The 23199-nt window shown below is 70.0% G+C and carries 21 protein-coding genes and 1 pseudogene; 4 read left to right on the top strand and 18 right to left on the bottom strand.

Annotation, left to right across the window (positions count from 1 at the left end):
* Positions 1-4: 4 nt before the first annotated feature.
* The 13 genes from QFZ82_RS34605 to QFZ82_RS34545 all read right to left on the bottom strand — a co-directional run bounded on the left by QFZ82_RS34605 (position 5) and on the right by QFZ82_RS34545 (position 12829).
* Positions 5-889: an acyl-CoA thioesterase II gene (locus tag QFZ82_RS34605; protein WP_307716877.1), complete on the bottom strand. Its 885-nt coding sequence runs from the start codon at positions 887-889 to the stop codon at positions 5-7.
* A gap of 20 nt (positions 890-909) precedes the next feature.
* Positions 910-2568 (bottom strand): AMP-binding protein, encoded by a 1659-nt coding sequence (locus tag QFZ82_RS34600; protein ID WP_307716876.1) that lies wholly within the window; start codon positions 2566-2568, stop codon positions 910-912.
* Between the two features lie 78 nt (positions 2569-2646).
* Positions 2647-3444 (bottom strand): SDR family oxidoreductase, encoded by a 798-nt coding sequence (locus QFZ82_RS34595; RefSeq protein WP_307716875.1) that lies wholly within the window; start codon positions 3442-3444, stop codon positions 2647-2649.
* Positions 3441-3578: a hypothetical protein gene (locus QFZ82_RS34590; protein WP_307716874.1), complete on the bottom strand. Its 138-nt coding sequence runs from the start codon at positions 3576-3578 to the stop codon at positions 3441-3443. The genes QFZ82_RS34595 and QFZ82_RS34590 overlap by 4 nt, the downstream gene beginning before the upstream one ends.
* 60 nt (positions 3579-3638) lie before the next feature.
* Complete coding sequence (locus QFZ82_RS34585) at positions 3639-4673, bottom strand: phosphotransferase family protein (protein ID WP_307716873.1); 1035 nt, start codon at positions 4671-4673, stop codon at positions 3639-3641.
* Positions 4666-5448, bottom strand: a complete 783-nt coding sequence (locus QFZ82_RS34580; RefSeq protein WP_307716872.1) for an SDR family oxidoreductase — start codon at positions 5446-5448, stop codon at positions 4666-4668. The genes QFZ82_RS34585 and QFZ82_RS34580 overlap by 8 nt, the downstream gene beginning before the upstream one ends.
* A gap of 1 nt (position 5449) precedes the next feature.
* Positions 5450-6679 carry an acyl-CoA dehydrogenase family protein gene (locus QFZ82_RS34575; protein ID WP_307716871.1) on the bottom strand — a complete coding sequence of 410 codons (1230 nt, stop codon included), beginning with the start codon at positions 6677-6679 and terminating at the stop codon, positions 5450-5452.
* On the bottom strand, positions 6666-7478 hold the full coding sequence (locus QFZ82_RS34570; RefSeq protein ID WP_307716870.1) for an enoyl-CoA hydratase-related protein: 813 nt from the start codon (positions 7476-7478) through the stop codon (positions 6666-6668). The genes QFZ82_RS34575 and QFZ82_RS34570 overlap by 14 nt, the downstream gene beginning before the upstream one ends.
* Positions 7475-8293 carry an SDR family oxidoreductase gene (locus QFZ82_RS34565; protein ID WP_307716869.1) on the bottom strand — a complete coding sequence of 273 codons (819 nt, stop codon included), beginning with the start codon at positions 8291-8293 and terminating at the stop codon, positions 7475-7477. The genes QFZ82_RS34570 and QFZ82_RS34565 overlap by 4 nt, the downstream gene beginning before the upstream one ends.
* A 318-nt stretch (positions 8294-8611) precedes the next feature.
* Positions 8612-9304, bottom strand: coding sequence for a TetR/AcrR family transcriptional regulator (locus tag QFZ82_RS34560; protein WP_307716868.1), 693 nt, complete (start codon positions 9302-9304; stop codon positions 8612-8614).
* Positions 9305-9383: 79 nt separating this feature from the next.
* Complete coding sequence (locus QFZ82_RS34555) at positions 9384-10910, bottom strand: AMP-binding protein (RefSeq protein WP_307716867.1); 1527 nt, start codon at positions 10908-10910, stop codon at positions 9384-9386.
* Positions 10911-10989: 79 nt separating this feature from the next.
* Positions 10990-11628 carry an HAD family phosphatase gene (locus QFZ82_RS34550; protein WP_307716866.1) on the bottom strand — a complete coding sequence of 213 codons (639 nt, stop codon included), beginning with the start codon at positions 11626-11628 and terminating at the stop codon, positions 10990-10992.
* Between the two features lies 1 nt (position 11629).
* Positions 11630-12829 carry an acetyl-CoA C-acyltransferase gene (locus tag QFZ82_RS34545; protein WP_307716865.1) on the bottom strand — a complete coding sequence of 400 codons (1200 nt, stop codon included), beginning with the start codon at positions 12827-12829 and terminating at the stop codon, positions 11630-11632.
* Between the two features lie 349 nt (positions 12830-13178).
* On the opposite strand from QFZ82_RS34545, the gene QFZ82_RS34540 reads away from it, so the two are divergent.
* Together QFZ82_RS34540 and QFZ82_RS34535 are read left to right on the top strand one after the other, a co-directional pair.
* Positions 13179-14060, top strand: coding sequence for an alpha/beta fold hydrolase (locus QFZ82_RS34540; protein WP_307716864.1), 882 nt, complete (start codon positions 13179-13181; stop codon positions 14058-14060).
* A 5-nt stretch (positions 14061-14065) separates the two neighbouring features.
* Complete coding sequence (locus QFZ82_RS34535; RefSeq protein ID WP_307716863.1) at positions 14066-14887, top strand: hypothetical protein; 822 nt, start codon at positions 14066-14068, stop codon at positions 14885-14887.
* A gap of 129 nt (positions 14888-15016) precedes the next feature.
* Here QFZ82_RS34535 and QFZ82_RS34530 read toward each other — a convergent pair whose 3' ends face one another.
* Entirely contained in the window at positions 15017-16171 is a 1155-nt protein-coding gene (locus tag QFZ82_RS34530; protein ID WP_307716862.1) for a site-2 protease family protein, read from the bottom strand.
* A gap of 241 nt (positions 16172-16412) precedes the next feature.
* Between QFZ82_RS34530 and QFZ82_RS34525 the strand changes: the two genes are divergently transcribed.
* Entirely contained in the window at positions 16413-16877 is a 465-nt protein-coding gene (locus QFZ82_RS34525) for an archease (RefSeq protein WP_307716861.1), read from the top strand.
* Positions 16878-16937: 60 nt separating this feature from the next.
* On the opposite strand, the gene QFZ82_RS34520 is transcribed toward QFZ82_RS34525, so the two are convergent.
* Both QFZ82_RS34520 and QFZ82_RS34515 read right to left on the bottom strand, forming a co-directional pair.
* Complete coding sequence (locus tag QFZ82_RS34520) at positions 16938-18350, bottom strand: RtcB family protein (RefSeq protein ID WP_307716860.1); 1413 nt, start codon at positions 18348-18350, stop codon at positions 16938-16940.
* A gap of 1113 nt (positions 18351-19463) precedes the next feature.
* Positions 19464-19901, bottom strand: a pseudogene (locus tag QFZ82_RS34515) (transposase); the annotation flags it as partial.
* A 536-nt stretch (positions 19902-20437) separates the two neighbouring features.
* Between QFZ82_RS34515 and QFZ82_RS34510 the strand changes: the two are divergent.
* Entirely contained in the window at positions 20438-20920 is a 483-nt protein-coding gene (locus QFZ82_RS34510) for an ATP-binding protein (protein ID WP_307716859.1), read from the top strand.
* Here the strand turns inward: QFZ82_RS34510 and QFZ82_RS34505 are convergent.
* Positions 20917-22758: a cation acetate symporter gene (locus QFZ82_RS34505; RefSeq protein ID WP_307716858.1), complete on the bottom strand. Its 1842-nt coding sequence runs from the start codon at positions 22756-22758 to the stop codon at positions 20917-20919. The two genes, QFZ82_RS34510 and QFZ82_RS34505, sit on opposite strands and share 4 nt — an antisense overlap.
* Positions 22759-22810: 52 nt before the next feature.
* Entirely contained in the window at positions 22811-23128 is a 318-nt protein-coding gene (locus tag QFZ82_RS34500; protein WP_307716857.1) for a hypothetical protein, read from the bottom strand.
* Between the last annotated feature and the right edge of the window lie 71 nt (positions 23129-23199).

Here is a 23199-nt window from a genome sequence, read left to right as displayed (position 1 = left end):
TCGGTCAACGCGGGTCGGGGACGGCTGAAGCGGGGGATGACAGGGACATTTCCCTGTCGCCGCTCTCCGCCGACCGGGGCCGGTCGAAGCGCATGAGTCCCTCCTGCGCGACGGCGGCCACCAGACGCCCGCCCGTGTCGAACAGCCTTCCGCTGGTGAGCGCCCGGCCGTGTTCGGCCGACGGGGAGACCTGGTCGTACAGCAGCCACTCGTCCGCGCGGAAGGGACGCAGGAACCACAGCGAATGGTCCAACGACGCGCCCTGTACGGCGGTTCGGGGATGTGGCAGCCGCGCGGAGCCCAGCAGCGCCATGTCGCTGAGGTAGGTCAGCGCGCAGGTGTGGACGGCACCGTCGTCCGGCAGCGGACGTCCGTACCGGATCCACACCCGCTGGCAGGCCGGCGCCCCCGGGACGCGGCCGGTCTCGCCCCCGGGCACCCATCGCATGTCCCAGTCGCCCCACTCCACGGGCCGCGGCATGCCCCAGCCGTTGATGCGGTCGGACTCCGGGATGTCGTCAGGTGCCGGCACCGCCGGCATGTCCACCTGGTGGGAGAACCCTTCGTCCCCGCGATGGAACGACGCCGTCACCGTGAAGATCGCCTCCCCCGCCTGGACCGCGGTCACCCGGCGGGTGCAGAAGCTGCCGCCGTCGCGGATCCGCTCGACCAGATGGTCGGTCGGCTCGTGCGGACGGCCGGGCCGCAGGAAGTAGCCGTGCAGCGAGTGGGCCGAGTACGACCGGTCGAGGGTGCGCGCCGCGGCCATCAGCGACTGGGCGGCGATCTGGCCACCGAACGTCCGCGCCCACTCGCTGGGGATCGGGCCGGACCGGAACCGGTCCGGCACCATCTCGTCGAGGGCCAGGACCTCTGGCAGGCCGGCCATGCTTGGGCTCCTCTCGCTCGTCATGCGGACGTCGCCCCGCGCAGTTCGCGGCGCAGGATCTTGCCGCTGCTGGTCTTGGGCAGCTCGTCCCGGATGCTGACGGTCCGAGGGGCCTTGTAGGCGGCCAGGTGCTCGCGGCAGTGGGCGACCAGCTCTTCGGGCTCGACGGAGCCTCCGGGCCTCAGGCTGACGAAGGCCGCCACCGTCTCGCCGCGGTAGGGGTCGGACGCACCGACCACGGCCGCCTCGCGCACCGCGGGGTGCCGGTAGAGGACGTCCTCGACCTCGCGAGGCCACACCTTGAACCCGGAGGCGTTGATCATGTCCTTTTTGCGGTCCACCACGTACACCCAGCCCTGCCGGTCCATGAATCCGACGTCGCCGGTGAGCAGCCGCCCCTTCGGGATCGACTCCGCGGTGGCCTCGGGCCTGTTCCAGTACGCGGGCACCACCATGGGTCCTTCGACCGCGATCTCGCCGACCTCGTTCGGTCCCAGGTCCCTGCCGCCCTCGTCGACGATACGGACCATCGCGGCGGGAAGGGGCAGGCCGATCGACAAGGTGCCCGAGTCGGGATCCACGGGAGCCTGTCTGCCCACGGGCACCACAACGCAAGGGGCACTTGTCTCCGTGAGCCCGTAGCCGTTGCGGATGTACAGTCCCGTCTGCTCTCGGAACCGCTCGACGACCGCGGGCGGCAGCGGAGCGCCGCCGGAGTTGAGGGTCCTCAGCGAGGCGAACGCCTCGGCGGAGAAGTCGCGGTGTGCCATCAGCGCCATGTAGGCGGTGGACGGCCCGACCATGTAGGCGGGCCGTTCCCGCTTCAGCGCGTCGATCACCACGCCCGGCTCGAAGCGGTAGGCGAGTACCAGGGGGCTCGCCAGGTCGACCGCGTTGAGCAGTTGGACGACCATGCCGGTGATGTGGAACAGCGGGGCCAGCGCGAAGATCGGCGATCCCGGGGGGATCTCGTCGTACAGCCGCAGCAGGACCGCGTTGACGGTCAGGTTGCGATGGGTGTTGGTCGCCCCCTTCGGCAGTCCGCTGGTGCCGGAGGTGTAGGAGATCAGTGCGATGTCGTCGGGTGTCGGCCCGGGATGGGCGGGTCGCCGCCCCGCCCGTGCCCTCGCCACGTCGAGGATGTCGTCCGCGCCCTCGCTGCGCTGCCGGGTCAGACCGGCGAAGACGCGCGCGTCGTCCAGAGTTTGCAGGTCCAGCGGGCTGGCGGTGAGCGCTGTCGTCACCCCCGCCGCGGTGGCCCGCTCACGGACGTGTTCCGTCCAGGCCCGCTCATCGCACACCAGCGCCGACACCCCCGCGTCGGTGAGGATGTGCGCGAGTTCGTCCCGGTACATCGGGTTCAGCGGTACGACCGCGCCGCCCGCCTTCCAGGCACCGAACAGAGCCAGCAGGAACTGCGGAACGTTCTGCAGGTACAACGCCAGCCGGTCGCCGGGACCGAAGCCACGCTCGAGCAGGTAGTGCGCCACCCCGTCGGAGAGCTCGTCCACTTCCCGGTAGGTCAGCGTGCCACCGAGGTAGGTGATGGCCGGGCCCTGAGGGGCAGTGGCCACCGCGTCGGACAGCAGTTCCAGCGTGGTGCGGTCGGGGACCCGTTCCACCTCCGCCATCCGTTCGGGATACTGCGCCGTCCACGGACTGTCGTCGAACCAGCTCATCGCGGCCTGACCCGCCTTTCGGGGAAGAGAGTGTGGGGGTGTCCCGCTCGCAGCGCGGTGACCTTCACATGCGACCGGTCAGCGCGTCCCGGAGATCCCGCCGTCCACGGGGATCACCGTGCCGGTCAGGTAGGCGCCCGCGCGGGAGGCGAGGAAGATCGCCGGACTCGCGATGTCCTCGGGGGTGCCGACGCGGCCGAGGGGCACCCGCTCGACCACGGCGTCCCGCAGCTCGGGGTCGTCCAGGGCGTGCGCCATCATCTTGGTCGGGAACGGGCCTGGCGCAAGGGCGTTGACGGTGATGTGATCACTCGCCAGCGTGGCGGCCATCTTGCGGGTCAGCATGTGCACCGCCGCCTTGCTCGCGACGTAGGAGAAGTTGTCGGACGCGGAGACCACGAGCCCGTCGATCGAACCGATGTTGATCACTCGCGCGGGGTCCTCCGCGGTGGCGGCCGTCCGCAACTGCGGCAGCAGCCTTTGCGTCAGCGAGAAGACGGCCTTGACGTTGACGTTCAGCACCTTGTCGAAGCCCGAGTCGGGGAACTCGCCGATCGGCGCGCCCCAGGCGGCTCCCGCATTGTTGACCAGGACGTTCAGCCGGGGAGCCACCTCCGCGACCCGCTCGGCCAGGCTCTCGAGGCCCTCGGCGGTGGACAGGTCCGCCGGGTGCGCCAGACAGGTTCCGGCGCCGGGGGACGTCAGCGCGGACAACTCCGCTGCCGCCCTCTCGCACGCCTCGGCCTTGCGGGAGGAGATGATCACCGTGGCCCCGGCCGCCACGAAACCGTGCGCGATCATCAGCCCGATTCCGCGTGAGCCGCCGGTCACCACCACGGTCTTTCCGCTGACGTCGAACAGTGCGGCGGGGTTCACGACACCACCTCGAACAGCTCCGCCGCACCGATCGCGTGCGCCGCCGGCTCCTGTGCCTCGGTGTTGCCGAACGCGCCGCGGTAGGCCTTCTTGATCGGCGTACGCGCCGCCGATACGAGGACTGCTTGCCTCATCACCGCTCCTTTCCTGTCCTGTGTGCGTGAGTGTCGAAGTCCCGTGGGCAGGCGATCGGGTCAGATGCCTGCCGTGTCCGCGACTTCGTGGGCCTTGGCCACCAGCGCGTCGATGCGCTGCGGGGTCGGGGTCCCGGACGCGGCCTTGTTCCGCGGTTCGTCCATCGCGCGGCGCATGACGCCCTCCGCGATGATCGCGACCTTCCACAGTCCCATCGTGTGCCAGTAGCCCAGCGCCGTCAGGTCGCGTCCGGACGCCGCAAAGTAGGCCGCCACGAGTTCCTCGCGGGTCGGGAAGCCGTCGAGAGCGGTCGCGCCGAAGTCGCCCGAGGTGTTCTCACCTTGGGCCGGCCAGTAGGCCAGCAGGCTGCCCATGTCCGCCAACGGATCCCCCAATGTCGACAGCTCCCAGTCGAGCACCGCGGTCACCTCCCCGCTGTCGTAGGAGGTGATGAGGTTGCGCAGATGGAAGTCGCCGTGCACGAGCGTCAGTTCGCGCTGCTCCGGGACTGCCGCGACGAGGCGCCGGGTGAGGTCCTCGAGGGCGGGCAGCTCGCGCGTCCTGGACTTCTCCCACTGGCCCGACCACCGCTTGAGCTGACGCTGCGCATACGGCTTGTGGCCGGCCAGACCGGTCAGCCCGGCCGTCTCGAGATCGACCGTGTGGATCTTCGCCAGCGTCCGCGCCAACGACATCCCGATCGCCCGGCGGCGCTCGGGCGTCAACGACTGTGCGATCGACATCGTGTCGACGACCTGGCCGTCCACGAACTCCATGAGCAGCAGTGGGGCATCGGTCACGGCAGGATCATCGGTCAGCCCGAGCACCCGCGGGGTCGGGACGGCGGTGCCCTCCAACGCGGTCAGAATCCGCGCCTCGCGCGCCACGTCGTGCGCGGACGCCAGCAGGTGACCCAGCGGTGGGCGCCGCAGCACCCACCTGCGGCCGTCCTGGTCCCGTACCAGGTAGGTCAGATTCGACTGGCCGAGCCCGATCCGGTCGAGGACAGGCGGCCCGGCGAAGTCGACGCCGAGGGTGTGGAACCAGCGGCTCACCGCCCCGGCGTCGATTCCGACGACGTCCGCGCTAGACACCGATGCCGGCTCCCTGCCTGAACGGGACGGCGTCACCGAGCAGTTGTCCGCCGTCGATCACCATCGTCTCGCCGGTGATCCAACTCGCCGCGTCCGAGACGAGAAAGGCGACCGCCGAGGCGATGTCGGCAGGCTCCCCGATGCGCCCGAGCGCCGTCGCGTCGGCCACCGCCTGCTCGTGCTCCTTCCACAGGGCCTCGGCCAGCTTCGTGCGCACCACACCCGGTGCCACCGCGTTCACGCGAACCTTCGGCGAGAGTTCCAGGGCCAGTTGCTTCGTGAGATGGATGAGTGCGGCCTTCGACGCGTTGTACAACCCGATGTTCGCCTCGAAGGCCATGCCGCCGACCGACGCCGTGTTGACGACCGCCCCGCCGTGCTCGCCCATCCAGGCCCGCGTGGCCAGCCCCGTCCACAGGACCGGAGCCCACAGATTCACGTCGAAGGTCTTGGCGAACCGCCCGTGATCCTGGTCGATGACCGGACCGAAGGCCGGATTGGTCCCCGCGTTGTTGACCAGGATGTCCAGGCTTCCGAAGCGCTCGAGCGTCAGGTCCACACAGCGCTGGGCCGCCTCTTCGTCGACCGCGTGCGCACCGACGCCGACCGCTGTGCCCTTGACCTGGGCCGCGGCGGCGTCCGCCGCCTCCTGGGACCGGGAGGTGAGGACGACGTTTCCGCCGGCTGCGGCGATGGCCTGGGCGATCGCCAGCCCGATACCGCGCGAGGCGCCGGTGACGACGGCGGTGCGACCGGTGAGATCGAGTCCTGCCATCTCAACTCACCGCTGCCGTAGCTGCGTCGCGGTACTGCCGCAGTTCCTGCCTGGCGATGGCCCGCTTGTGGACCTCGTCGGGACCGTCCGCCAGCCGCAGCGTCCGCAGATGCGCGTACATCATCGCCAGCGGGAAGTCCTCGGTCACTCCTGCTGCCCCGTGCACCTGGATCGCGCGGTCGACGATCTTCAGCGCAATGTTGGGGGCGGCCACCTTGATGGCCGCGATCTCGGTGCGCGCTTCCTTGTTCCCGACCGTGTCCATCAGATACGCGGCCTTGAGCGTGAGCAGGCGGATCATCTCGATGTCGATGCGCGCCTCCGCGATCCAGTCCTGGATGTTGGACCGGTCGGCAACCGGACGACCGAACGTCACCCGTGAGTGCGCGCGCCGGCACATCAGCTCCAGCGCCCGCTCGGCCGCGCCGATCGCCCGCATGCAGTGGTGGATACGACCGGGCCCGAGCCGGGCCTGGCTGATCGCGAAACCCTCGCCCTCGCCCTTGAGTACGTCCTTGGCCGGCACCCGTACGTCGGTGAAGTCGATCTCGGCGTGCCCCTCACGGTCCTGGTAGCCGAACACCGGCAGCCCGCGCATCACCGTGATCCCGGGGGCGTCGATCGGGACGACCATCATCGACTGCTGCCGGTGCGGGGCAGCGGTGGCGTCCGTCTTCCCCATGACGATGAGCACCTTGCAGTTGCGGTGCAGGGCGTTGGAGGCGAACCACTTACGGCCGTTGAGCACGTACTCGTCGCCGTCGCGCTCCATCCGCAACTCGATGTTGGTGGCGTCGGAGCTTGCCACGCGCGGCTCGGTCATGGCGAAGGCCGAGGCCATCGTCCCGTCGAGCAGGGGCCTCAGGTACTTCTCCTTGTGCTCGTCGGTGCCGAAGAGCGTGAGCACCTCCATGTTGCCGGTGTCAGGGGCGTTGCAGTTGCACGCCTCGGAGGCGATGTGACTGCGTCCCATGATCTCGGCCAGCGGCGCGTATTCGAGGTTCGTCAGCCCCGGGCCCCACTCGGGGTGCGGGTGAAAGAGGTTCCACAGGCCGCGCTTACGCGCTTCCGCCTTGAGATCCTCCAGGATCGGCGGGTGGAAATTCGGGTCGCCCGACGCGCGCATCTGCTCGTGGTACACCTCCTCGGCGGGGTAGATGTGCGAGTCCATGAACTCGAGCAGATCCGCCTGGTACTTCTTGGCGCGGTCCGACAAATCAAACAGGGACATCTGAACTCCTGACGGGGAGGGAGGGAAAGCTCGGCGGGCGCTTGTCGAGGTGACTGGCCACGCCTTCGACGAAATCGGCTCCGCGGAAGGCCTGGAGCATGGCGCCTTCCGCGCGGGCCAGGGAATCGGCGTACGTGCCGTCCGCGTCGCCCTGCAGTTGGCTCTTGATGGTGGCCATGGATGCCGGGGAGCAGCGCGTCGCCAGATCTGCGGCGTACGCGACGGCGGCATCGACCACACTGCCGGTGGGGACCAGGTGGTCGAGGAGTCCGATACGCAGCGCCTCCTCGGCGTCCACCATGCGACTCGACAGCAGCAGGTCCATGGCCCGGCTGTGCCCCACGAGCCGCGGCAGCAGCCAGGAGATCCCGTACTCGGCGATCAGCCCGCGCTGCGCGAATGCCGTGGTGAACCGGGCCGAGGGCGAGCCGAAACGAATGTCGCAGTAGAGCGCCTCCACCATGCCGAGGCCCGCGGCCACCCCGCCCACCGCACCGATCAGCGGTTTGCGCAGGGTCAGCGGCACGTCGCGCGGTCGGCGCCGCGCCCTGTCCGCCTCGGAGACCTCGCCCACCGCCTGCAGCCGCTGGAGGTCCGCGCCGGCGCAGAATCCGCGTCCCGCGCCGGTGACCACGACGGCGCGTACGTCCGGGTCGTCCTCGGCGGCGTCGAGCAGCGCGAAGTAGCGGTCTTCGAGTTCGTCGGTCCAGGCGTTCAGCTTGGCCGGCCGGTTGAACGTGAGCACCAGCACGGGCCCGCGGTGTTCGGCGAGGACGAGTTCCTCGGGCTCGCCGGTCATGCCTGCGCCAGCAGGGAGTTCTGGTAGCGGCGCATGCCGCGCAGCCACCGGTCGTAGTCCGAGCCCTTCTGCCGGTACATGTCCAGCACGTCCTCGTGCGGGAGGATCAGGAAGCGCTCCTCCTCGATCGCGGCGAGGACGGCGTCGGCGACCTCGGCCGGCTCGAGGACGTCACCCGCGGACGTGACGGCCTGCGTGGCCGCTCTTCCCAGCGCGTCCCCGGAGTCCTTCCCCAAGGACAGCATCCTGGTGTTCACGCCCATCGGGCACAGGCAGCTGACATGGACCCCGCGATCGCCATAGGTGACACTCAGCCATTCGGCGAAGCCGACGGCCGCGTGCTTGGTGACGGCGTACGTGGCGGAGCCGATCTGGGTGAGCAGCCCGGCCGCCGAGGCGGTGCTGACGAAGTAGCCCTCGCCGCGCTCGAGCCACCCCGGCACCAGCAGCTTCGCCGCACGGATGTGGGCTCGAAGGTTCACGTCGATCGAGAGGTCCCAGTCCTGCTCGCTCACGTCGAGGCCCGGTGCCCCGGCGATGCCCGCGTTCGCGAAGTAGAGGTCGACCGGTCCGAAGGTGCTCTCCGCGAGGGCGATCAACTGCTGGATCTGGGCGGTGTCCGACGCGTCGGCGCCGGCACTGACGGTGCTTCCGGGGTGGTCGGCGTTGACTCTCTCCGACACCGCCTGTGCGGTGTCCGCGTCGAGGTCTGCGACGACGACCCTTGCGCCGTCGCGAGCGAGCCGTGCGACCAGCGCGCCGCCGATGCCTCCACCGCCACCGGTGACGACGGCGACTCTTTGTGCAACGTTCACAGCGAACCCTCTCCGTGGCGGAGCATGCGGTGCCAGGGCACCCCGACATGTTGTGACCGTGGTGTGCCCCACCTGTATATTTGAATCCGACGTCAAGTTCAACCGTGGGGCACATCACCACGGGGACAGCGCCGCCTCGCCCACCGAACTGCGGCCAGGCGACGAGAAGGAGTGAAGGGTCGCCGACGGTGCGAAGGTGTGATGCATCAGGTGGTCGCGCGTGAAGGCTCGCGCAAGCCGGTGCGCGTCGCCGATGCGGGCACCAGGAACGTCGAACGGCCGTAGGGGCGGGCTCCGCCCCGGTGGGCTGCTGCCGGATCAGTGGTGGCCGGGAAACCGCAGGGCGTTCGCCCAGAGCCGTGTGACCGTGGACACGAGCTCCTCGAAGTCCACCGGCGTATCTTCTGCTCGCCCTTCGCCGAGCACGAACGCCTTGTAGGCCATGAGGCTGACCATGCCCGAGAGCGCATGGGAGGCCATCATCGGATCGATCTCGCGGTCTGCGACACCCCGCGCCTGGAGGTCGGCAATGCCGCGGGCGTTACGACGGACGAACGCGTCCGATCGCTGGCTCCGGAACTCGCGGAACACCGGCTCCACTTGTGCGACCTGCTCCAGCAGCCCCATCAACTTCGCGTTGCGTTTGTACGCCTCGAGATACGCGCGATTGCTGGCCTCGAGTACCGCGTACGGATCGTCGGTGCCCTGCACCCGGCCCATGCCAGGGTGCAACATGTCCTCCTGCGCCTCCAGGAGGACAGCGGCAAGCACCTCTTCCTTGTTGGCGAAGTAGGTGTAGAAGGACCCCGTCGCGCATCGGGCCTCCTTGGCGATGTCGACCAGGCGGGTGTCGAGGTAGCCGTCCCGCTCGAACACCTTCCGCGCGGCCTGCACCAGAGCGGCGCGTGTCCGCGCTCCGCGCTTCGTCGTCGGCGGCTCGCGAAGTGGCGAGAGAGGCGCCATCGGCGGGACCTTCTCGCTGTCGTTCTCCTCGGGCGCAGTGGTGTCCATCACCAGAACCCTACGTGAATCCGACGCCGGGATCATAAACGCAAGGGTGCGCGAGGCCCGCGGAACGTCGACGGATGTATCAGTGTCGGCGGGCGGGTGCGTCGCCGAGCGCGGGGTCACGGGTCAGCTCCGTACGGTCGATGGAACGCTTGAGGATCTTCCCCGTCGGCCCCTTGGGCAGCGCGTCGACGAACCGGACGATGCGCGGCACCTTGTAGGCGGACAGCCGCTCTCGTGTCCAGTCCGACACCTCGGCGGCACCGAGCTCCGAACCGGGCCGGGCGGCGACCAGCGCGGCGACCTCCTCGCCGTAGTGGTCGTCGGGAACGCCGATCACGGCTGCCTCGACGATGTCCGGGTGCTCGTAGAGCACTTCCTCGACCTCACCGGGATAGACGTTGTAGCCGCCACGAATGATCAGGTCCTTGATCCGGTCCACGATGCGCAGGTCGCCGTCCGTGTCGGTCTCACCCAGGTCGCCTGTCCGGAACCAGCCGTCGGGCGAGATGGCCGCGGCGGTGTCCGCGGGGCGGTTCCAGTAGCCGCGCATCACGGTGGGCCCCTTGATGTGGACCTCGCCGACGGTGCCCGGCGGACACTCGTTGCCGTCGTCGTCCCGCACCTGCACCCGCAGCCTCGGGACCGCCCGCCCGGTGTACCCGGTCTTGCCGCCGCGGTCGATGTCGTTGAAGGTGCCGAAGGCGGTGGTCTCGGTGAGCCCGTACCCTTCGAGGATGGTGCAGCCGAAGCGGGCCTCGAAGGCCTGGGCGATCTCCCCAGGAAGGGACGCACCGCCGGAGACGGCGATACGGAGCCCGGCGAAGTCCGCCTGGTCCGCATCACCCGCCGCGTGCAGCAGCGCGTTCCACATGGTCGGCACGCCGGCCATGATGGTGAGCCGGTCGCGACGCAGCATCTCCAGCATCGACGTCGGGTCGAATCGTGCCAGCAACGACATCGAGCCGCCCACGGTCAAGGTCGCCATCATGACCGATGCCTGGCCGAACACGTGGAACAGCGGGAGTCCGGTGCCGGTACGGTCGGCGCTTGTCCCGCGGCTGCACTCGGCGCCGATCTCCCCGGCGGACAACAGGTTCCCCACAGTGAGTTGGGCTCCCTTCGGCCGCCCTGTCGTACCTGAGGTGTACAGGATGGCCGCGGTCTCGTCGCGGTCCCGGTCGACCACGGGGGCCGGGTCGGCAACGGTGACCGTCGCGCCGGGAGACAGCGTCCAGGAGGGCACCGTGAGCGAAGAGGCCGCCTCCGCTACGGCGGGACCCAGGGCGTGCCAGGCGATCGCCAACGAGCACCCGGCGTCGCCGAGAACGTACTCGACCTCGGCCCGGGTGGACATCGTGTTGACCGGCACCACGACACAGCCCGCGGCCTGGATCCCGAGGTAGGCCACCACGAACTCGGGCACCGACGGCGCCGCCAGCAGCACCCGGTCCCCGGGTGACAGGCCCGCGGCCGCCAAGGCGCTCGCGTACCGTGCGCTCGCGTCGCGCAGTTGCCGGTAGGTCCACTGATCCGCGCCGCCGCGCAGCGCGATGTTGTCGGGAGTTGCGGCCGCGTGGCGGCAGACCGGGTCGAGAACACTGGCCATGGGCGGTGCCTTCCGGAGGTGTGATCAGGTGATGCGGTGCGGATCCGCTCGACCGGTTCCCCTGCGACCGGTCGAGCGGTCAGGCGCTGATCCTGAAGCGTTCGGCGAGTTGGCGGCGAGTGTCGGCGGCACTGGTGTGCAGTACGCCCCCGATTCCGATGCGCGCCGCTCCGTCGAGGTTCTGCTGCAGATCGTCGATCATGACTGCCTCCTCGGGGGCGACGCCGAGGCGTTCACATGCGATCGCGTAAATCCGCCGGGAAGGCTTACGGATGCCGACCTCGGCGGAGATGACGACCGCGTCGGCCACGGAGGCGAGGTCGACGCCGTCATAGGTTCCGGTCCCGAACGAATTGGACACCAGCGCAACGGGATACCCGGCGGCGCGAAGGTCATCGAGCAGGGCGAGCACATCCTGATCGATCGACATTCCCGCTTGCATCCGGGCCGTGAGCCCCTCCGCCCGTACGTCGGCGCCGTGGGCGCGGAGACGCTCGGCGAACCCTCGCTCGAAGGCTTCCGCGTCGATACGGCCCGACTCGTGATCGGCCAGGAGGGCGCGTGACAGCTGATCCCGGCTCAGGAGGTCGAGCGGCAGGCGCGGGTCGCCGCCGAGCGAGGCGCCGAAATCGGTGAAAGCCCGCAACACACTGGAGGTGATGACCCCGCCGAAGTCCACGAGGACCGCGGTTCGCGCCTTTTCCGTCACGCTCGACACCTCAGGCCACCTCGAACAGCCCGGCCGCGCCCATTCCGCCGCCGACGCACATCGAGATCACCACATACCTGACGCCACGGCGCTTGCCCTCGATCAGGGCATGCCCCACCAGGCGGGCGCCGGTCATTCCGTACGGATGGCCGACCGAGATGGCGCCGCCGTCGACGTTGAAGCGCTCCGGGTCGATGTCCAGTTCGTCACGGCAGTACAGCGCCTGGGAAGCGAACGCCTCGTTGAGCTCCCAGAGACCGATGTCGTCGATGGTGAGGTCGTGCTGCTTCAGCAGCTTCGGTATGGCGAAGACCGGACCGATCCCCATCTCGTCCGGCCCGCAACCGGCAACGGCCATGCCGCGGTACACCCCCAGCGGCTCCAGTCCGCGGCGCTCGGCTTCCTTCGACTCCATCAGCACCGACGCCGAAGCCCCGTCCGACAACTGCGAGGAGTTGCCCGCCGTCACGCTGGAATGCGCGGTCACCCGACCGTCCGGCAGCACCGGCGCCAGCCCGGCCAGGCCCTCACGTGTGGTCGACGCGCGGTTGCCCTCGTCCCGGGTCAGGGTCACAGGCTCCTCCCGCACCTCCCCGGACTGCTTGTCCACGACCTTCTTGACACTGGCGAGCGCGACGATCTCCCGGTCGAACCGCCCGGCCTCCTGCGCCGCCGCGGTGCGCTGCTGTGACACCAGCGCGAACTCGTCCTGGCGTTCCCGGCTCACGCCGTAGCGTTCGGCGACGATCTCCGCCGTCTGCAACATCGGCATGTAGATGCTCGGCTTGTGCTCGACCAGCCAGGGATCCGCCATGCGGTGGGTGTTCATGTGGTCGTTCTGCACCAAGGAGATCGACTCGACACCGCCGCCGACAGCGACCTGCATCCCGTCGCTGACGATCTGCTTGGCGGCCGTCGCAATCGCCATCAGGCCCGATGAGCACTGCCGGTCGATCGTCATCCCGGACACGGCGTCCGGAAGTCCGGCACGAAGAACGGCCTGGCGGGCGACGTTGCCACCGGAGGCCCCCTGCTGCACGGCACAGCCGAAGATCACGTCCTCGACCTCGCCTCCCTCGAGCCCGGCACGCTGCACCGCGTGCGAGAGGGCATGGGCGGCGAGTTCCTGCGCCTGGGTGTCGTTGAACGCGCCGCGGTACGCCTTTCCGATCGGCGTCCTGGCCGTCGAAACGATGACTGCTTCCCTCATGTCGCCTCACTGCTTTCTGTCGGTCCGGTTCGTCCGGGAGCTTCAGGTCCGGTGTCCCGGGCTCCGCGAGCCGGGCTCGATGCCGGTCGCCCTTTCCGCATGCCACCCGGGGCGCTCCGCCTCCCCTTTTCCGAGGGCGTGCGCCATGGCCGCAGGATGACGGGCCGGCCTCCCGGTTGGTTATAGTTGAATCCGGCGTCAGGTTCAACCATGCCCCTGGCGCACCCCCCCCCCCGCCCAGAAAGCGCCGCGTGCGGTCGTCGTTGCGGGAATGCGCGCTCCCTCGACCTTGACAATCCATTTCCACGACTGGAAGCTGACCGACCAGTCGGTATGAAGGGGCGGACAGGTGACCGAGCTGAGCATCTCCACTGCTGCGGGCGTGTTCGACGCGATCGCGGCGGGTCCCCCAGAGGGCCGCCCCGTGCTGCTGCTGCACGGCTTCCCGCAGACGGGGCTCGTGTGGCAACGGCAGATCGAGGCGCTGGCCGCGCACGGCTACCGGGTGGTGGCACCCGACCAGCGTGGGTACTCCCCCGGGGCCCGCCCCGAGCGGCCCGAGGACTACCGCATCAGCGTTCTGGTCGAGGATGTCGTCGCGATCACAGAGGAGTTGGGCTGGGCGTCGTTCGACCTGGTCGGCCATGACTGGGGCGGCGCGGTGGCGTGGTGGACCGCCGATGCCCACCCCGGACGCGTACGTACCCTGACGGTTGTCTCGACGCCGCACCCCGGCGCTCTCGCCACCACTCTGCGTACCGACCCGGACCAGCGAGAACGATCGCGCTACATGATCGACTGGCGCGAAGCGCCCGCGACCGAAGAACACATGCTCGCAGACGATGCCGAGGCGCTTCGCGCCTCCTACGCCGGAAAGATCCCGCAGGACAGTGCCGACGCCTACGTGCGGCACCTGTCCCAGCCGGGCGCTCTCACCGCAGCGCTGAACTGGTACCGCGCCGGCCGCCCCGACGGCGCGATCGGCGTCATCGACGTGCCCACGCTGTACGTCTGGAGCACGCAGGACAGCGCTTTCGGCCCGGCGGCCGCGCAGGAAACCGGGCAGTGGGTGGGCGGGCCGTACCGGTTCGAGACCCTCCAGGGCGTCAGCCACTGGGTCCCGGAGGAGGCGCCCGAGACGCTGAACCGCCTGCTGCTCGAACATCTGCGAACGCACGGCGATCACGGAACCACAGCGCAGTCCCCGACTGCCGACTCTCAGAACAGGTGACCCCCATGAAGACAGCACGAGCAGCCTGGCGCCGGCTCGAGCCCGTACACGCCATGATCTACTTCGCCCCCGAGGGAAGGCGACGGTACGCGGACCTCGGACTGAGCGGACGCGCCGGGTACTTCACCTCCCGGAGCGCCGCCTTCGGCCGGGCATCCGCCGAGCTGGTCATCTCGACCTTCTACAACTTCAACCCCGATTTCGTCCGGCAAGCGGTCGACGGGGCCTGGGACGCGGCGACGCCGCAGCAGGTGCTGGACGCGCGGCACGCCGCCGCGAGCGAGGCCCTGCGCCGGGCCGGGATCCACGAACTCCCCGCTCTGGACGAGGTGGTGGCACTGACCCGCCGGGCCGCCGAGGCGGCCTGCGAACACGCACAGGGCCGCCCGCTGTTCGCCGCGCATGCCGCACTGCCTTGGCCGGAGGAACCGGTACTGCAGCTGTGGCACGCCCAGACGCTGCTCCGGGAGTTCCGTGGAGACGGCCATGTCGCGTGCCTGCTGAGCGAGGGCGTCGGGGGCTTGGAGTCCCTGGTTCTGCACGCCGCGACCGGTGAGGTTCCCGTCGACTTCCTCAAGGCAAGCCGGGCATGGCCCGAGGAGGAGTGGGCCGGCACCCAGGAGCGCCTGCGCACGCGAGGTCTCCTCGACGGCGACTCCCTCAGCCCGGAAGGCGTACGCCTGCGCCAGCACATCGAGGACCGCACCGACCTTCTGGCCCTTCCCGCCTACGCCGCCCTGGGTGACGCCGACTGCGAACGCCTCGCCGAACTCGCGAGCCCCTTCGGCCGCGCCGTCGTCGAGGCCGGCCTCCTCAAGATCGGCTGACCGGGCCCTTCTTCCCTCCGCCTCGTACTCGGTCTGCTCGAACCGACTCACCCACGTCGACGCGTGGCCGCGACGTCAGCGGCTCCCCCGCAGGCTCGCGGCCCCTGACCAACGACTGTGGTGGGGGCGTCAGTTGCCCGTGTCGTTGTTCGTACCGCTGTCCGTACCGCGCAGTGAGCGGCGCTGGACGAGCCGGGCGATGTCGCGTGCGGTGATGATGCCCACCAGGAGCCGGCCATCGGTGACGAGGACCCGCATGGCGTTCCTGCCGGGGCCGGCCTTCTCGAGAACGTCTGCCAAGAGGTCGTCCGGCGCGCAGGTGGTGCACTGCGACAGCGGGGTCGCCATGTCACGCACGCGCAGTTCCTTGCGCTGAGGAAGGGGGATCTTCGCGAACCGCGACAGGTCGACCAAACCGCTGGGGCGGCCCTCGAAGTCGATCAGAGGCAGGGCGGAATGGCGGGCCCGCATCGCCACGTCGTCGACACAGCGTTCCACGGTGAGCCAGTCGGGGCAGGTCTCCACAGGGCTCGACATGGCGTCAGCCGCTCGTACCCCGTGCAGGGCTGAGGCCATTCCGGCCTGCCGTCGCTCCGCGTTGGCGACGATGAGGACGAAGAACCCGATGACCATCAGCCACAGACCGCCCAAGGCACCGCGCAGGACGGAGATCCAGCCGCCGGCGATCAGCAGGAAGCCGAGTACCTGCCCACTGCGTGCGGCTGCTCGTTCGGCCCGGTCCCGGTCTCCGGTACGCCACCAGATCACGGACTGCACCACACGCCCTCCGTCGAGCGGCGCGGCGGGCAGCAGATTGAACACTCCCAGCAGGAAGTTCACCCACGCCAGCCACGCCAGGACGGCCGCCGGCACCGCCCAGCCGAACAGCGTGTTGAGCCCGACGCCCGCACCGAGCGCCGCTGCGCCGACGACAAGGCTGGTGAGCGGCCCGCCGACCGCTACCAGGAAGGCCGCGCCGGCCGTGCGCGGCTTGCCCATCTGAGTCATCCCGCCCAGCGCCCAGAGCGTGACGTCCTGGACAGGGATGTCCTTCCTCCGGGCGATGATCGCGTGCGCGGCCTCATGAGCCAGCAGGCTTGCGATGAGCAGCAGGGCCCCCACCAGGCCGGCGACCGTGTATGTGGCGGTCGACCGGTCCGGAATCCAGGCGGGGAGCGTCTGGGTTGCCAGGCTGTAGCCGAAGAGGACCACGAGCAGGGGCACGGTCCAGTGGATGCGCAGCGGCACGCCGAATACTCGTCCGATCCGTACCGAGCCGTTCATCTCCGTCTCCCATGGCTGAAGCGGGCGGTCCTCCACCCGAGCTGCGGGCCCTCGGGGCGCTCCCGGGGATCGGTTCAGTACGGTGTCCGCCCTACTCAAAGTGTTGCTCGGCCATCCGGTGCCCGCGGCCCGCCAACAGGAGCGCTGCTGCTCGCGTACACCACGGTCCGTCACCGCTCGGCGCCTCCCTGCCCACACCATCGATGCTGCCCCGGGCATGGACCGGGCACATGATGGAAACATGGCCGACGACACTCAGGACGACGCACAAGGTGACGGGCGGGCGGGCAGGCAGGCGAGCGGTCACCGGACGGTCCCGCACACGGCCGATGTGCGGATCGAGGCGTGGGGGGTGAGCCGGGAGCAGTGTCTGGCGGAGGCTGTGCTCGGGATGGTGGGGTGCTTCGCGGACGTCTCCGGAGTGCGGCCGACCGCGGTGCGGCAGGTGGAGCTGGCCGAGGCCGACGACGACGATCTGCTGATCGCCTCCCTGGACGAGGTCATCTTCCGGCTGGAGGTGCACGGCGAGGTGCCGGTGGATGTGGAGGCGGAGCCGACGGACGGGGGACTCGACGTACGGCTGGCCGTGACCGACGTGGCGGCGGTACGGATCATCGGCGCCATGCCCAAGGCCGTGTCGTGGAGCGATCTGCGCCTTGCCCCGGATCCGTACGGCTGGTCCTGCGCGGTGACGGTCGACGTATGACGGGCTGATCCAGGACGTATGACCGGCTGATCCATGACGCCTGATCCCTGACGGTCCGGCCTACCCCTTCACCACGCCCAGCGGAACAAGCCGGACCACCTTGCGGCACAGCCCCGCGCCCTCGCTCGCCTCCACCACGGCGGAGACGTCCTTGTACGCCTCTGGGGCCTCCTCGGCCAAACCCTGCAAGGACGCACCGCGTACCGCGATGCCCTGCGCCTCCAGGCGGGACCGCAGCTCCCGGCCGCGCACCGCCCGCACGGCCGCGTGCCGGCTCAGGACCCGGCCGGCCCCGTGGCAGGTGGAATGGAACGCGTCGCCGTCGGGGACCCCGGTCAGGACATACGAGGCGGTGCCCATGGTGCCGGGAATGAGCACCGGCTGCCCAACCCCGCGCAGGTCGTCCGGCAGATCGGAGTGGCCGGGCGGCAGCGCCCTGGTGGCACCTTTGCGGTGGACGCACAAGGTACGCGGTTTCCCCCGCACGAGATGGGTCTCGATCTTGGCCAGGTTGTGGGACACGTCGTAGACCAGGGAAAGACGGGCCCCCAGCTCGCGACGGAAGACACGACGCGCCGCCTCCGAAAGAAGCTGACGGTTGGCGCGCCCGTAATTGGCCGCGGCGCCCATCGCGCCGAGATACGCGCGCCCTTCCCTGGAGTCGACCGGGGCGCAGGCGAGCTGCTTGTCGGGAACCGTGATGCCGTGCCGCGGCATGGCCAGGTTCATCGCCCGGACATGGTCCGTACAGACCTGGTGCCCCAGTCCGCGCGAGCCGCAGTGGATCATCAGGCAGATCTGGCCGAGGGCGAGTCCGAAGGAGGCGGCGACGGGCTCGTCGTAGACCTCGGCGACCTCCTGCACCTCCAGGAAGTGGTTGCCGCCGCCCAGGCTGCCGACCTGCCCGAGCCCCCGCTCCGCCGCCCGCTCGCTCACCTGCGTCACGTCCGCGTCGGGTACCGCCCCGTTGTCCTCGCAGCGGCTCAGGTCGCGCGGCTCGCCGTGGCCCCTCTCGACCGCGTACCGGGATCCCCCCTCCAGTACCCGTTCGAGCTGAGCGGTACTGCCCAGCTGCCAGACCGCGCCGCGTCCGGCACCGCGCGGGGTGGCCCAGCCCAGTCCGTCCATCAAGGGGGACAGCACAGGCGCGAGGTCCTGCCGGTCGCAGTCGGCGGCCAGCAGCCGCACGCCGCAGGAGATGTCGAACCCGACACCGCCGGGTGAGACCACTCCACCTTCCTCGACGTCGGTCGCGGCCACCCCGCCGATGGGGAAGCCGTAGCCCCAGTGGACGTCCGGCATCGCGTACGAGGCCGTCACGATGCCCGGCAGCGTCGCCACGTTGGCGACCTGCTCCAACGACTTCTCGGCGTCCCGCAGCAGCCCGCGCGAGGCGAACACGATCCCGGGCACCCTCATGTCGCGCTGCGGATCGATGCGGTAGCGGTACGGGCGCTCCTCCACGAGCTCCATGGCAGCCTCCAGGGTTCTTTCTTCCAGGGTCCGCCGTTTCCCGGTCGCCGCCGAAGCGGGCCCGGGCGCGAGTGCCCACGTCCGGCGCCGCCGAACCGGCCCCTGGCGCAAGCGCCGGCGTATGCGCGCCTTCCGACGCGATCGGCTGGAGGCAACGCTCATCGCCGCCGACGGCCGCCTGCGTGGCGGCGCACGCGCTCCCGCCCACAGAGCTGTGGTGTACCCCCACCTACGCCCGTGACCTGCGAGTTTCTACGGCGTCGCGACACGGAATCGTCCCCGCCCAACCGTCCGGAAGTGGTGTTCGTGGCCGCCGCGCAAACCGCTGCAGCTCCCTGACGGTGGGCAGCGTTGTGTGCGCAGGTCGACGACTGGCAGCTCCCCGGCGGCGAGGAAGTCTCCGGGGCGCAGTTGGCGAACGGGTACTCCCTGATCACATGGCTGGCGGTTCCAGGTCGACCCTGTCACGAAACCGGAACCCCAAGGCGTGAACGAGCGCGAAGACCAAGTCCTCCGCCAGCGGATCACACTCAGCCACCAGGGCAGTCCTGAGGGCCACCGGGTCTGGTCGAAGGCCGGCCTCGCGAGCCCAGGCTGCAGCTCGCTCACCCACTTCGACCGGATCACCGATCCACTCACAGGGGAGGCCGTAATCCCGAGCCATCTCCGGCGACAAAGCGCATTGCCATGACAGACCATTGGGACTCGCTGCCTGGACTGTCGCGAAGTCGCTGTCGACCACATGCGAGACCAGGACCGAAGCGCCCGTCTCACCGTCACGCGCCCACCAACACGGCACGCGGCCCGCGGACCGCATCGCCGCCAACTCCGTCAACGGCCGGACGGCTCGCGCCACGATGAGAGACCGGCCCTCGGCAAGGCGGGCGGGCCCGGCGCGGTTCTCCAGGCCCTGCCAGAGGCCCATGTGACGCTCACCGGCGACTGGACGATCTGGGCGTTCCTCAGCCTGTTCCTGGCCTTCCTGCTCGGGGAGACGCTGGTGCCGCCCTTACATCCGCGAGGTGGTCAAGCCCCCGGACAGCAAGCCTCCTTCCTGACCCGTTCCCCTGAACCACACCTGGCGGAAGGCGGCGACCGAAAGACGCCTCATTCGGTCACGGTCGCCGGCGAGAGTCCGGCCGCGCTGCCGAGGAAGTGCTCCAGCGCCGAGAAAAGTCGCGGGACGACAGGCCGTGCAGATAGAGCAGCGGCAGCACCTCGGAGACATGCGGCGACTTGCCGCACCACGGCGGAGGGATCGCGGACGAGACTCGCCACCGCTCGCCGGTGATCTCATCGACACGCTGGTCGTTCACGCGCGGGGTCTTCACCTCGACCGAACCGGCGGAGGTGACGACGCTGCGGGGCCGGTGGTAGCCGTTTGCGGACCACCAGGCACCGCCCCACCTCGTCGGTCTCCACCGCCAACTCGGCTACCTGCTGGTCGGCTTCGGCCTCCAACGCTGCAGCGAGCATACGACGGGCGCGACCACTCACCACACTCCACGGCTCGACGGGTTCGACCTGGGCTTCGTCCGGCGACCGCTCCATCGGAAGCTCACGGTTGTCGAGCGCAGGCGCAGGACCGTCTCGTTCAGGCGTGCAGCGACCCTGGTCCATCGCCTGCATGTGCCAGCTGGCGTCGGAGAGGTCGTCGTGCTGTGAGGAGGCGGGCTTGAGTGCCGGACGGGTCGCTCGGTAGCGCGCGCCCCGCTGAAGGACTGTACGACGAGCGACCGTATCCCTTGCCGTTCGTCGTGCCGGACCCACCGCTCGACGCGCTCACTCAGTCCGCCCGTCGCAACAGCGCTTCCACTCGGCATACCCGAGGTACCGGAGGGGGAACGGTGCGGCCTCGACGGCGTACACAGGAAGTGCAGGGACTGCCGAGACCCCCCGGCGGCACGCCGTTCGAGCGAGGAAGCGGCTCCAACCGTATCGGGCCGCCGGACCGACAGGTGCAGCGACGGACTCCTCCCAGTCCTCTGCCGCGCGAAGGGAACCACCCGCTCATGTCCACTACCACTGCAGCCGATCCGGCTTCCTGTCCTTCCGCGCGGGAAGCACACCACTCGAGCGAGCGCTCCATGAACTGCCCGAACCGCGTCGATTTCGCCCTGGCCGCCGATCCGGCGCACATCGCGACCGCGCGCCGCCAGGTCACGGCCAATCTGCGGTGCTGGAACCTGGACCACATGGCCGACGACGCCGCCCTGATCACGTCCGAGCTCGTGACCAACGCCGTGCTCTACGGGCGGACCGAAACCGTCACCGTGCGACTGGCCGAGTGCGGCACACCGGCGGACCCGCAGCTGCTGATCACCGTCACAGACGAGTCCCCCGCCCAGCCTGTGCCCGAGGCCACCTCCCCCGCAGCGGTGGAAGAACACGGCCGCGGCCTGCACATCCTCCAGTGCCTGGCCAGCTGCTGGGGCACCATCGCCAAACCGTGCGGCGGAAAGGTCGTGTGGGCCACCCTGGCCGTCAGCGGCTCGGGACACAGCGACCGCAGCGGGCATGTCTCCTCCCCGTGCTGCGCGGGCTCCCGGCTGGCACTTGCTTTCCTCTAGGGCTCGTCCTGCGCGGCCGCGGCCGCAGAGCCCGGTCGGTGAGGCAGGACCAGCGACTCCGGGGCATGGAGGCGCACCAGCGCACGCGCGGTACCGGGAGGGATACTGCGCCGGGTCAGCATCGAGGTCCCGATCATCACCGCAAAGGCCAGTGGCACGCTCCAGGCCGCCGGGCGGCTCAGCATGGCCTGGGGCCAGCCCCCGGACGGCTGGGCGGCGATGGTGACGGCCACCGCGCCGATGGCGGCGCCCCCGCCGACCAGCAGTCCCGCCGCGGCACCCTGCGGGGTGAGGCCCCGCCACCAGATGCCCAGGAGCAGCAAGGGCGAGAACGACGACGCCGCCACCGCGAACGCAAGCCCGACGACGTCCGCTGCCGGCAGGCGCACCACGACGAGGGACAGCGCGCAGGGCACAAGGGCCGCCGCCACACCGGCGAGCCGCAGGCGCAGCACGTAGGCGCGGCCCTCCCGGGGCTCTGCCATGGCGTTTGCGCGGCGCGGCCTGCCGATTGGCGTCGCCCTGCGCTTGAGCCGTGCCGTGATTCTTGCCCGGATGTGCTCCAGTTCCTGGCTGAGCACACCGGCCACCGAGACGGTCAGCCCGCTTGCCGTCGACAGGAACGCCGCGAACGCGCCGGCGGTCACGAGCGTGCCCAGCAGCGTCCCGACCGTCCCACCGACGAGTCGAGTCGGCAGCAGCAGTACGGCCGCGTCGGTGCGCCCGGTCATGAGCAGTTCCGGTGTGTATATGCGGCCCAGCGCTCCGTACACCGGGGGCAGTACGTAGAACGCGGCGAGCAGCCACAGCACGGCCCAGGTGGTGCGCCGGGCCGCCGCTCCGTCGGGGTTGGTGTAGTAGCGCACGATCACATGGGGCAGCCCCATGGTGCCCAGCAGGGTGGCGATCAGGAGCGAGTACGTCCCGTACACCGGATGGCTGGTGCCCGACAGCGGTCGGGCCCAGTCGTTGCCGTTCAGCGGCTCCTGACCCACCGGGTGGGGGACGTCGGCTCCGGCGGGGAAGTAAACGGTGGCCCCTTCGCCGATCCGGTGGTCACCCGGCCGGAGCCGTACCTGTGCGTCATCCAGACGCTGCCCGTCGAGGCTGCCGCTCACGGTCACGGTCACGGGCTCGTCGACCCGTACCCGCACGGCCTGCTGCACGGACACGGTCGTCGCCTCCCGGAATCGCGGCGGGGTGTCGGCACCGGGCCAGGGGGCTCCGTCGGCGCGCCAGGCAAGGAGCAGAAAGATCACGGGGACGGCGAGCGCTGTGAGCTTGAGCCAGTACTGGAAGGCCTGGACGAAGGTGACACTACGCATCCCGCCCGAGGCGACGGTGATCATCACCACGCCGGTCACGACCACTGGCCCCACCCACAGCGGGGCGGCCGTGACGGTACGCAGCGTCAGTCCTGCACCCTGGAGTTGCGGCAGCAAATAGAGCCAGCCGGTGAGCACCACGAGCAGCGCCGTCAGGCGGCGCACCCGGGTGGACTCCAGGCGCGCCTCCGCGAAGTCCGGCACCGTGTAGGCGCCCGAGCGGCGCAGCGGGGCGGCCACGAACGCCAGGAGCACCAGGTATCCGGCGGTGTAGCCGACGCCGAACCACAGCATGTCGGCGCCGTAGGCCAGCACGAGCCCGGCGATGCCCAGGAAGGAGGCCGCGGAGAGGTACTCGCCGCCGATTGCGGAGGCGTTGCGCAGGGGGGAGACGGCGCGCGAGGCGACGTAGAAGTCCGATGTGGCACGGCCAGGCCGAAGCCCGTAGACACTGAACATGGCCGTGGCGACGCACACCAGCGTCACAGCAGCGATGGACTGCGCGTCGGTCATGGGGCGCGGACCACCCCCACAGGACGCTGTGGACCCGTTCCGCGGACGCCCGTCATGAGCGCTCGATCAGTTCGACGAAGTCACGCTCATTCCTCTTCGCATGGCGTACGCAGACCAGTGCCAGCGTGAGGATCACCGGATACACCGCCACGCCGATGACCAGCCAGGCCGCGGGGATTCCCGCAAGGGTCCCGTCCCGCAGGGCAGGCGTGAACAAGAACAGGTACGGCAAGCCGCCGAGGACAATGACGAGAGCACCCACCACGGCGAGTCCGAGCCGCAGCTGGCTGCGCATCAGTGAGCGGAGGTAGATGTCGCCGAGCGGTGTCTGCCGTCCGAGATCGTCGGTGACGTATGCGGGACGGTCCATCGGTGTCTGTCCGCTCCGGAGGGCCGCCAGCGTCCGGGGGTGGGCCACGGTGACGCGGCGCGGAGGAGGCA

Origin of the sequence: Streptomyces sp. V4I23, assembly GCF_030817975.1 — a bacterium.
In the GTDB taxonomy this organism is placed as follows: domain Bacteria; phylum Actinomycetota; class Actinomycetes; order Streptomycetales; family Streptomycetaceae; genus Streptomyces.
The sequence above is the reverse complement of the archived record's forward strand: the minus strand, read 5'-3'. Positions and strand labels throughout refer to the sequence as shown.

Excerpts from the sequence above, each read along its gene's own strand:
- QFZ82_RS34505 (WP_307716858.1), bottom strand. The coding sequence starts at position 22,758 with ATGACCGACGCGCAGTCCATCGCTGCTGTGACGCTGGTGTGCGTCGCC.
- QFZ82_RS34520 (WP_307716860.1), bottom strand. The coding sequence starts at position 18,350 with ATGGAGCTCGTGGAGGAGCGCCCGTACCGCTACCGCATCGATCCGCAG.
- QFZ82_RS34570 (WP_307716870.1), bottom strand. The coding sequence starts at position 7,478 with ATGACCGGCGAGCCCGAGGAACTCGTCCTCGCCGAACACCGCGGGCCC.
- QFZ82_RS34575 (WP_307716871.1), bottom strand. The coding sequence starts at position 6,679 with ATGTCCCTGTTTGATTTGTCGGACCGCGCCAAGAAGTACCAGGCGGAT.
- QFZ82_RS34535 (WP_307716863.1), top strand. The coding sequence starts at position 14,066 with ATGAAGACAGCACGAGCAGCCTGGCGCCGGCTCGAGCCCGTACACGCC.
- QFZ82_RS34560 (WP_307716868.1), bottom strand. The coding sequence starts at position 9,304 with ATGGACACCACTGCGCCCGAGGAGAACGACAGCGAGAAGGTCCCGCCG.
- QFZ82_RS34605 (WP_307716877.1), bottom strand. The coding sequence starts at position 889 with ATGGCCGGCCTGCCAGAGGTCCTGGCCCTCGACGAGATGGTGCCGGAC.
- QFZ82_RS34530 (WP_307716862.1), bottom strand. The coding sequence starts at position 16,171 with ATGAACGGCTCGGTACGGATCGGACGAGTATTCGGCGTGCCGCTGCGC.
- QFZ82_RS34555 (WP_307716867.1), bottom strand. The coding sequence starts at position 10,910 with ATGGCCAGTGTTCTCGACCCGGTCTGCCGCCACGCGGCCGCAACTCCC.
- QFZ82_RS34590 (WP_307716874.1), bottom strand. The coding sequence starts at position 3,578 with ATGAGGCAAGCAGTCCTCGTATCGGCGGCGCGTACGCCGATCAAGAAG.
- QFZ82_RS34545 (WP_307716865.1), bottom strand. The coding sequence starts at position 12,829 with ATGAGGGAAGCAGTCATCGTTTCGACGGCCAGGACGCCGATCGGAAAG.
- QFZ82_RS34600 (WP_307716876.1), bottom strand. The coding sequence starts at position 2,568 with ATGAGCTGGTTCGACGACAGTCCGTGGACGGCGCAGTATCCCGAACGG.
- QFZ82_RS34500 (WP_307716857.1), bottom strand. The coding sequence starts at position 23,128 with ATGGACCGTCCCGCATACGTCACCGACGATCTCGGACGGCAGACACCG.
- QFZ82_RS34510 (WP_307716859.1), top strand. The coding sequence starts at position 20,438 with ATGAACTGCCCGAACCGCGTCGATTTCGCCCTGGCCGCCGATCCGGCG.
- QFZ82_RS34580 (WP_307716872.1), bottom strand. The coding sequence starts at position 5,448 with ATGGCAGGACTCGATCTCACCGGTCGCACCGCCGTCGTCACCGGCGCC.
- QFZ82_RS34525 (WP_307716861.1), top strand. The coding sequence starts at position 16,413 with ATGGCCGACGACACTCAGGACGACGCACAAGGTGACGGGCGGGCGGGC.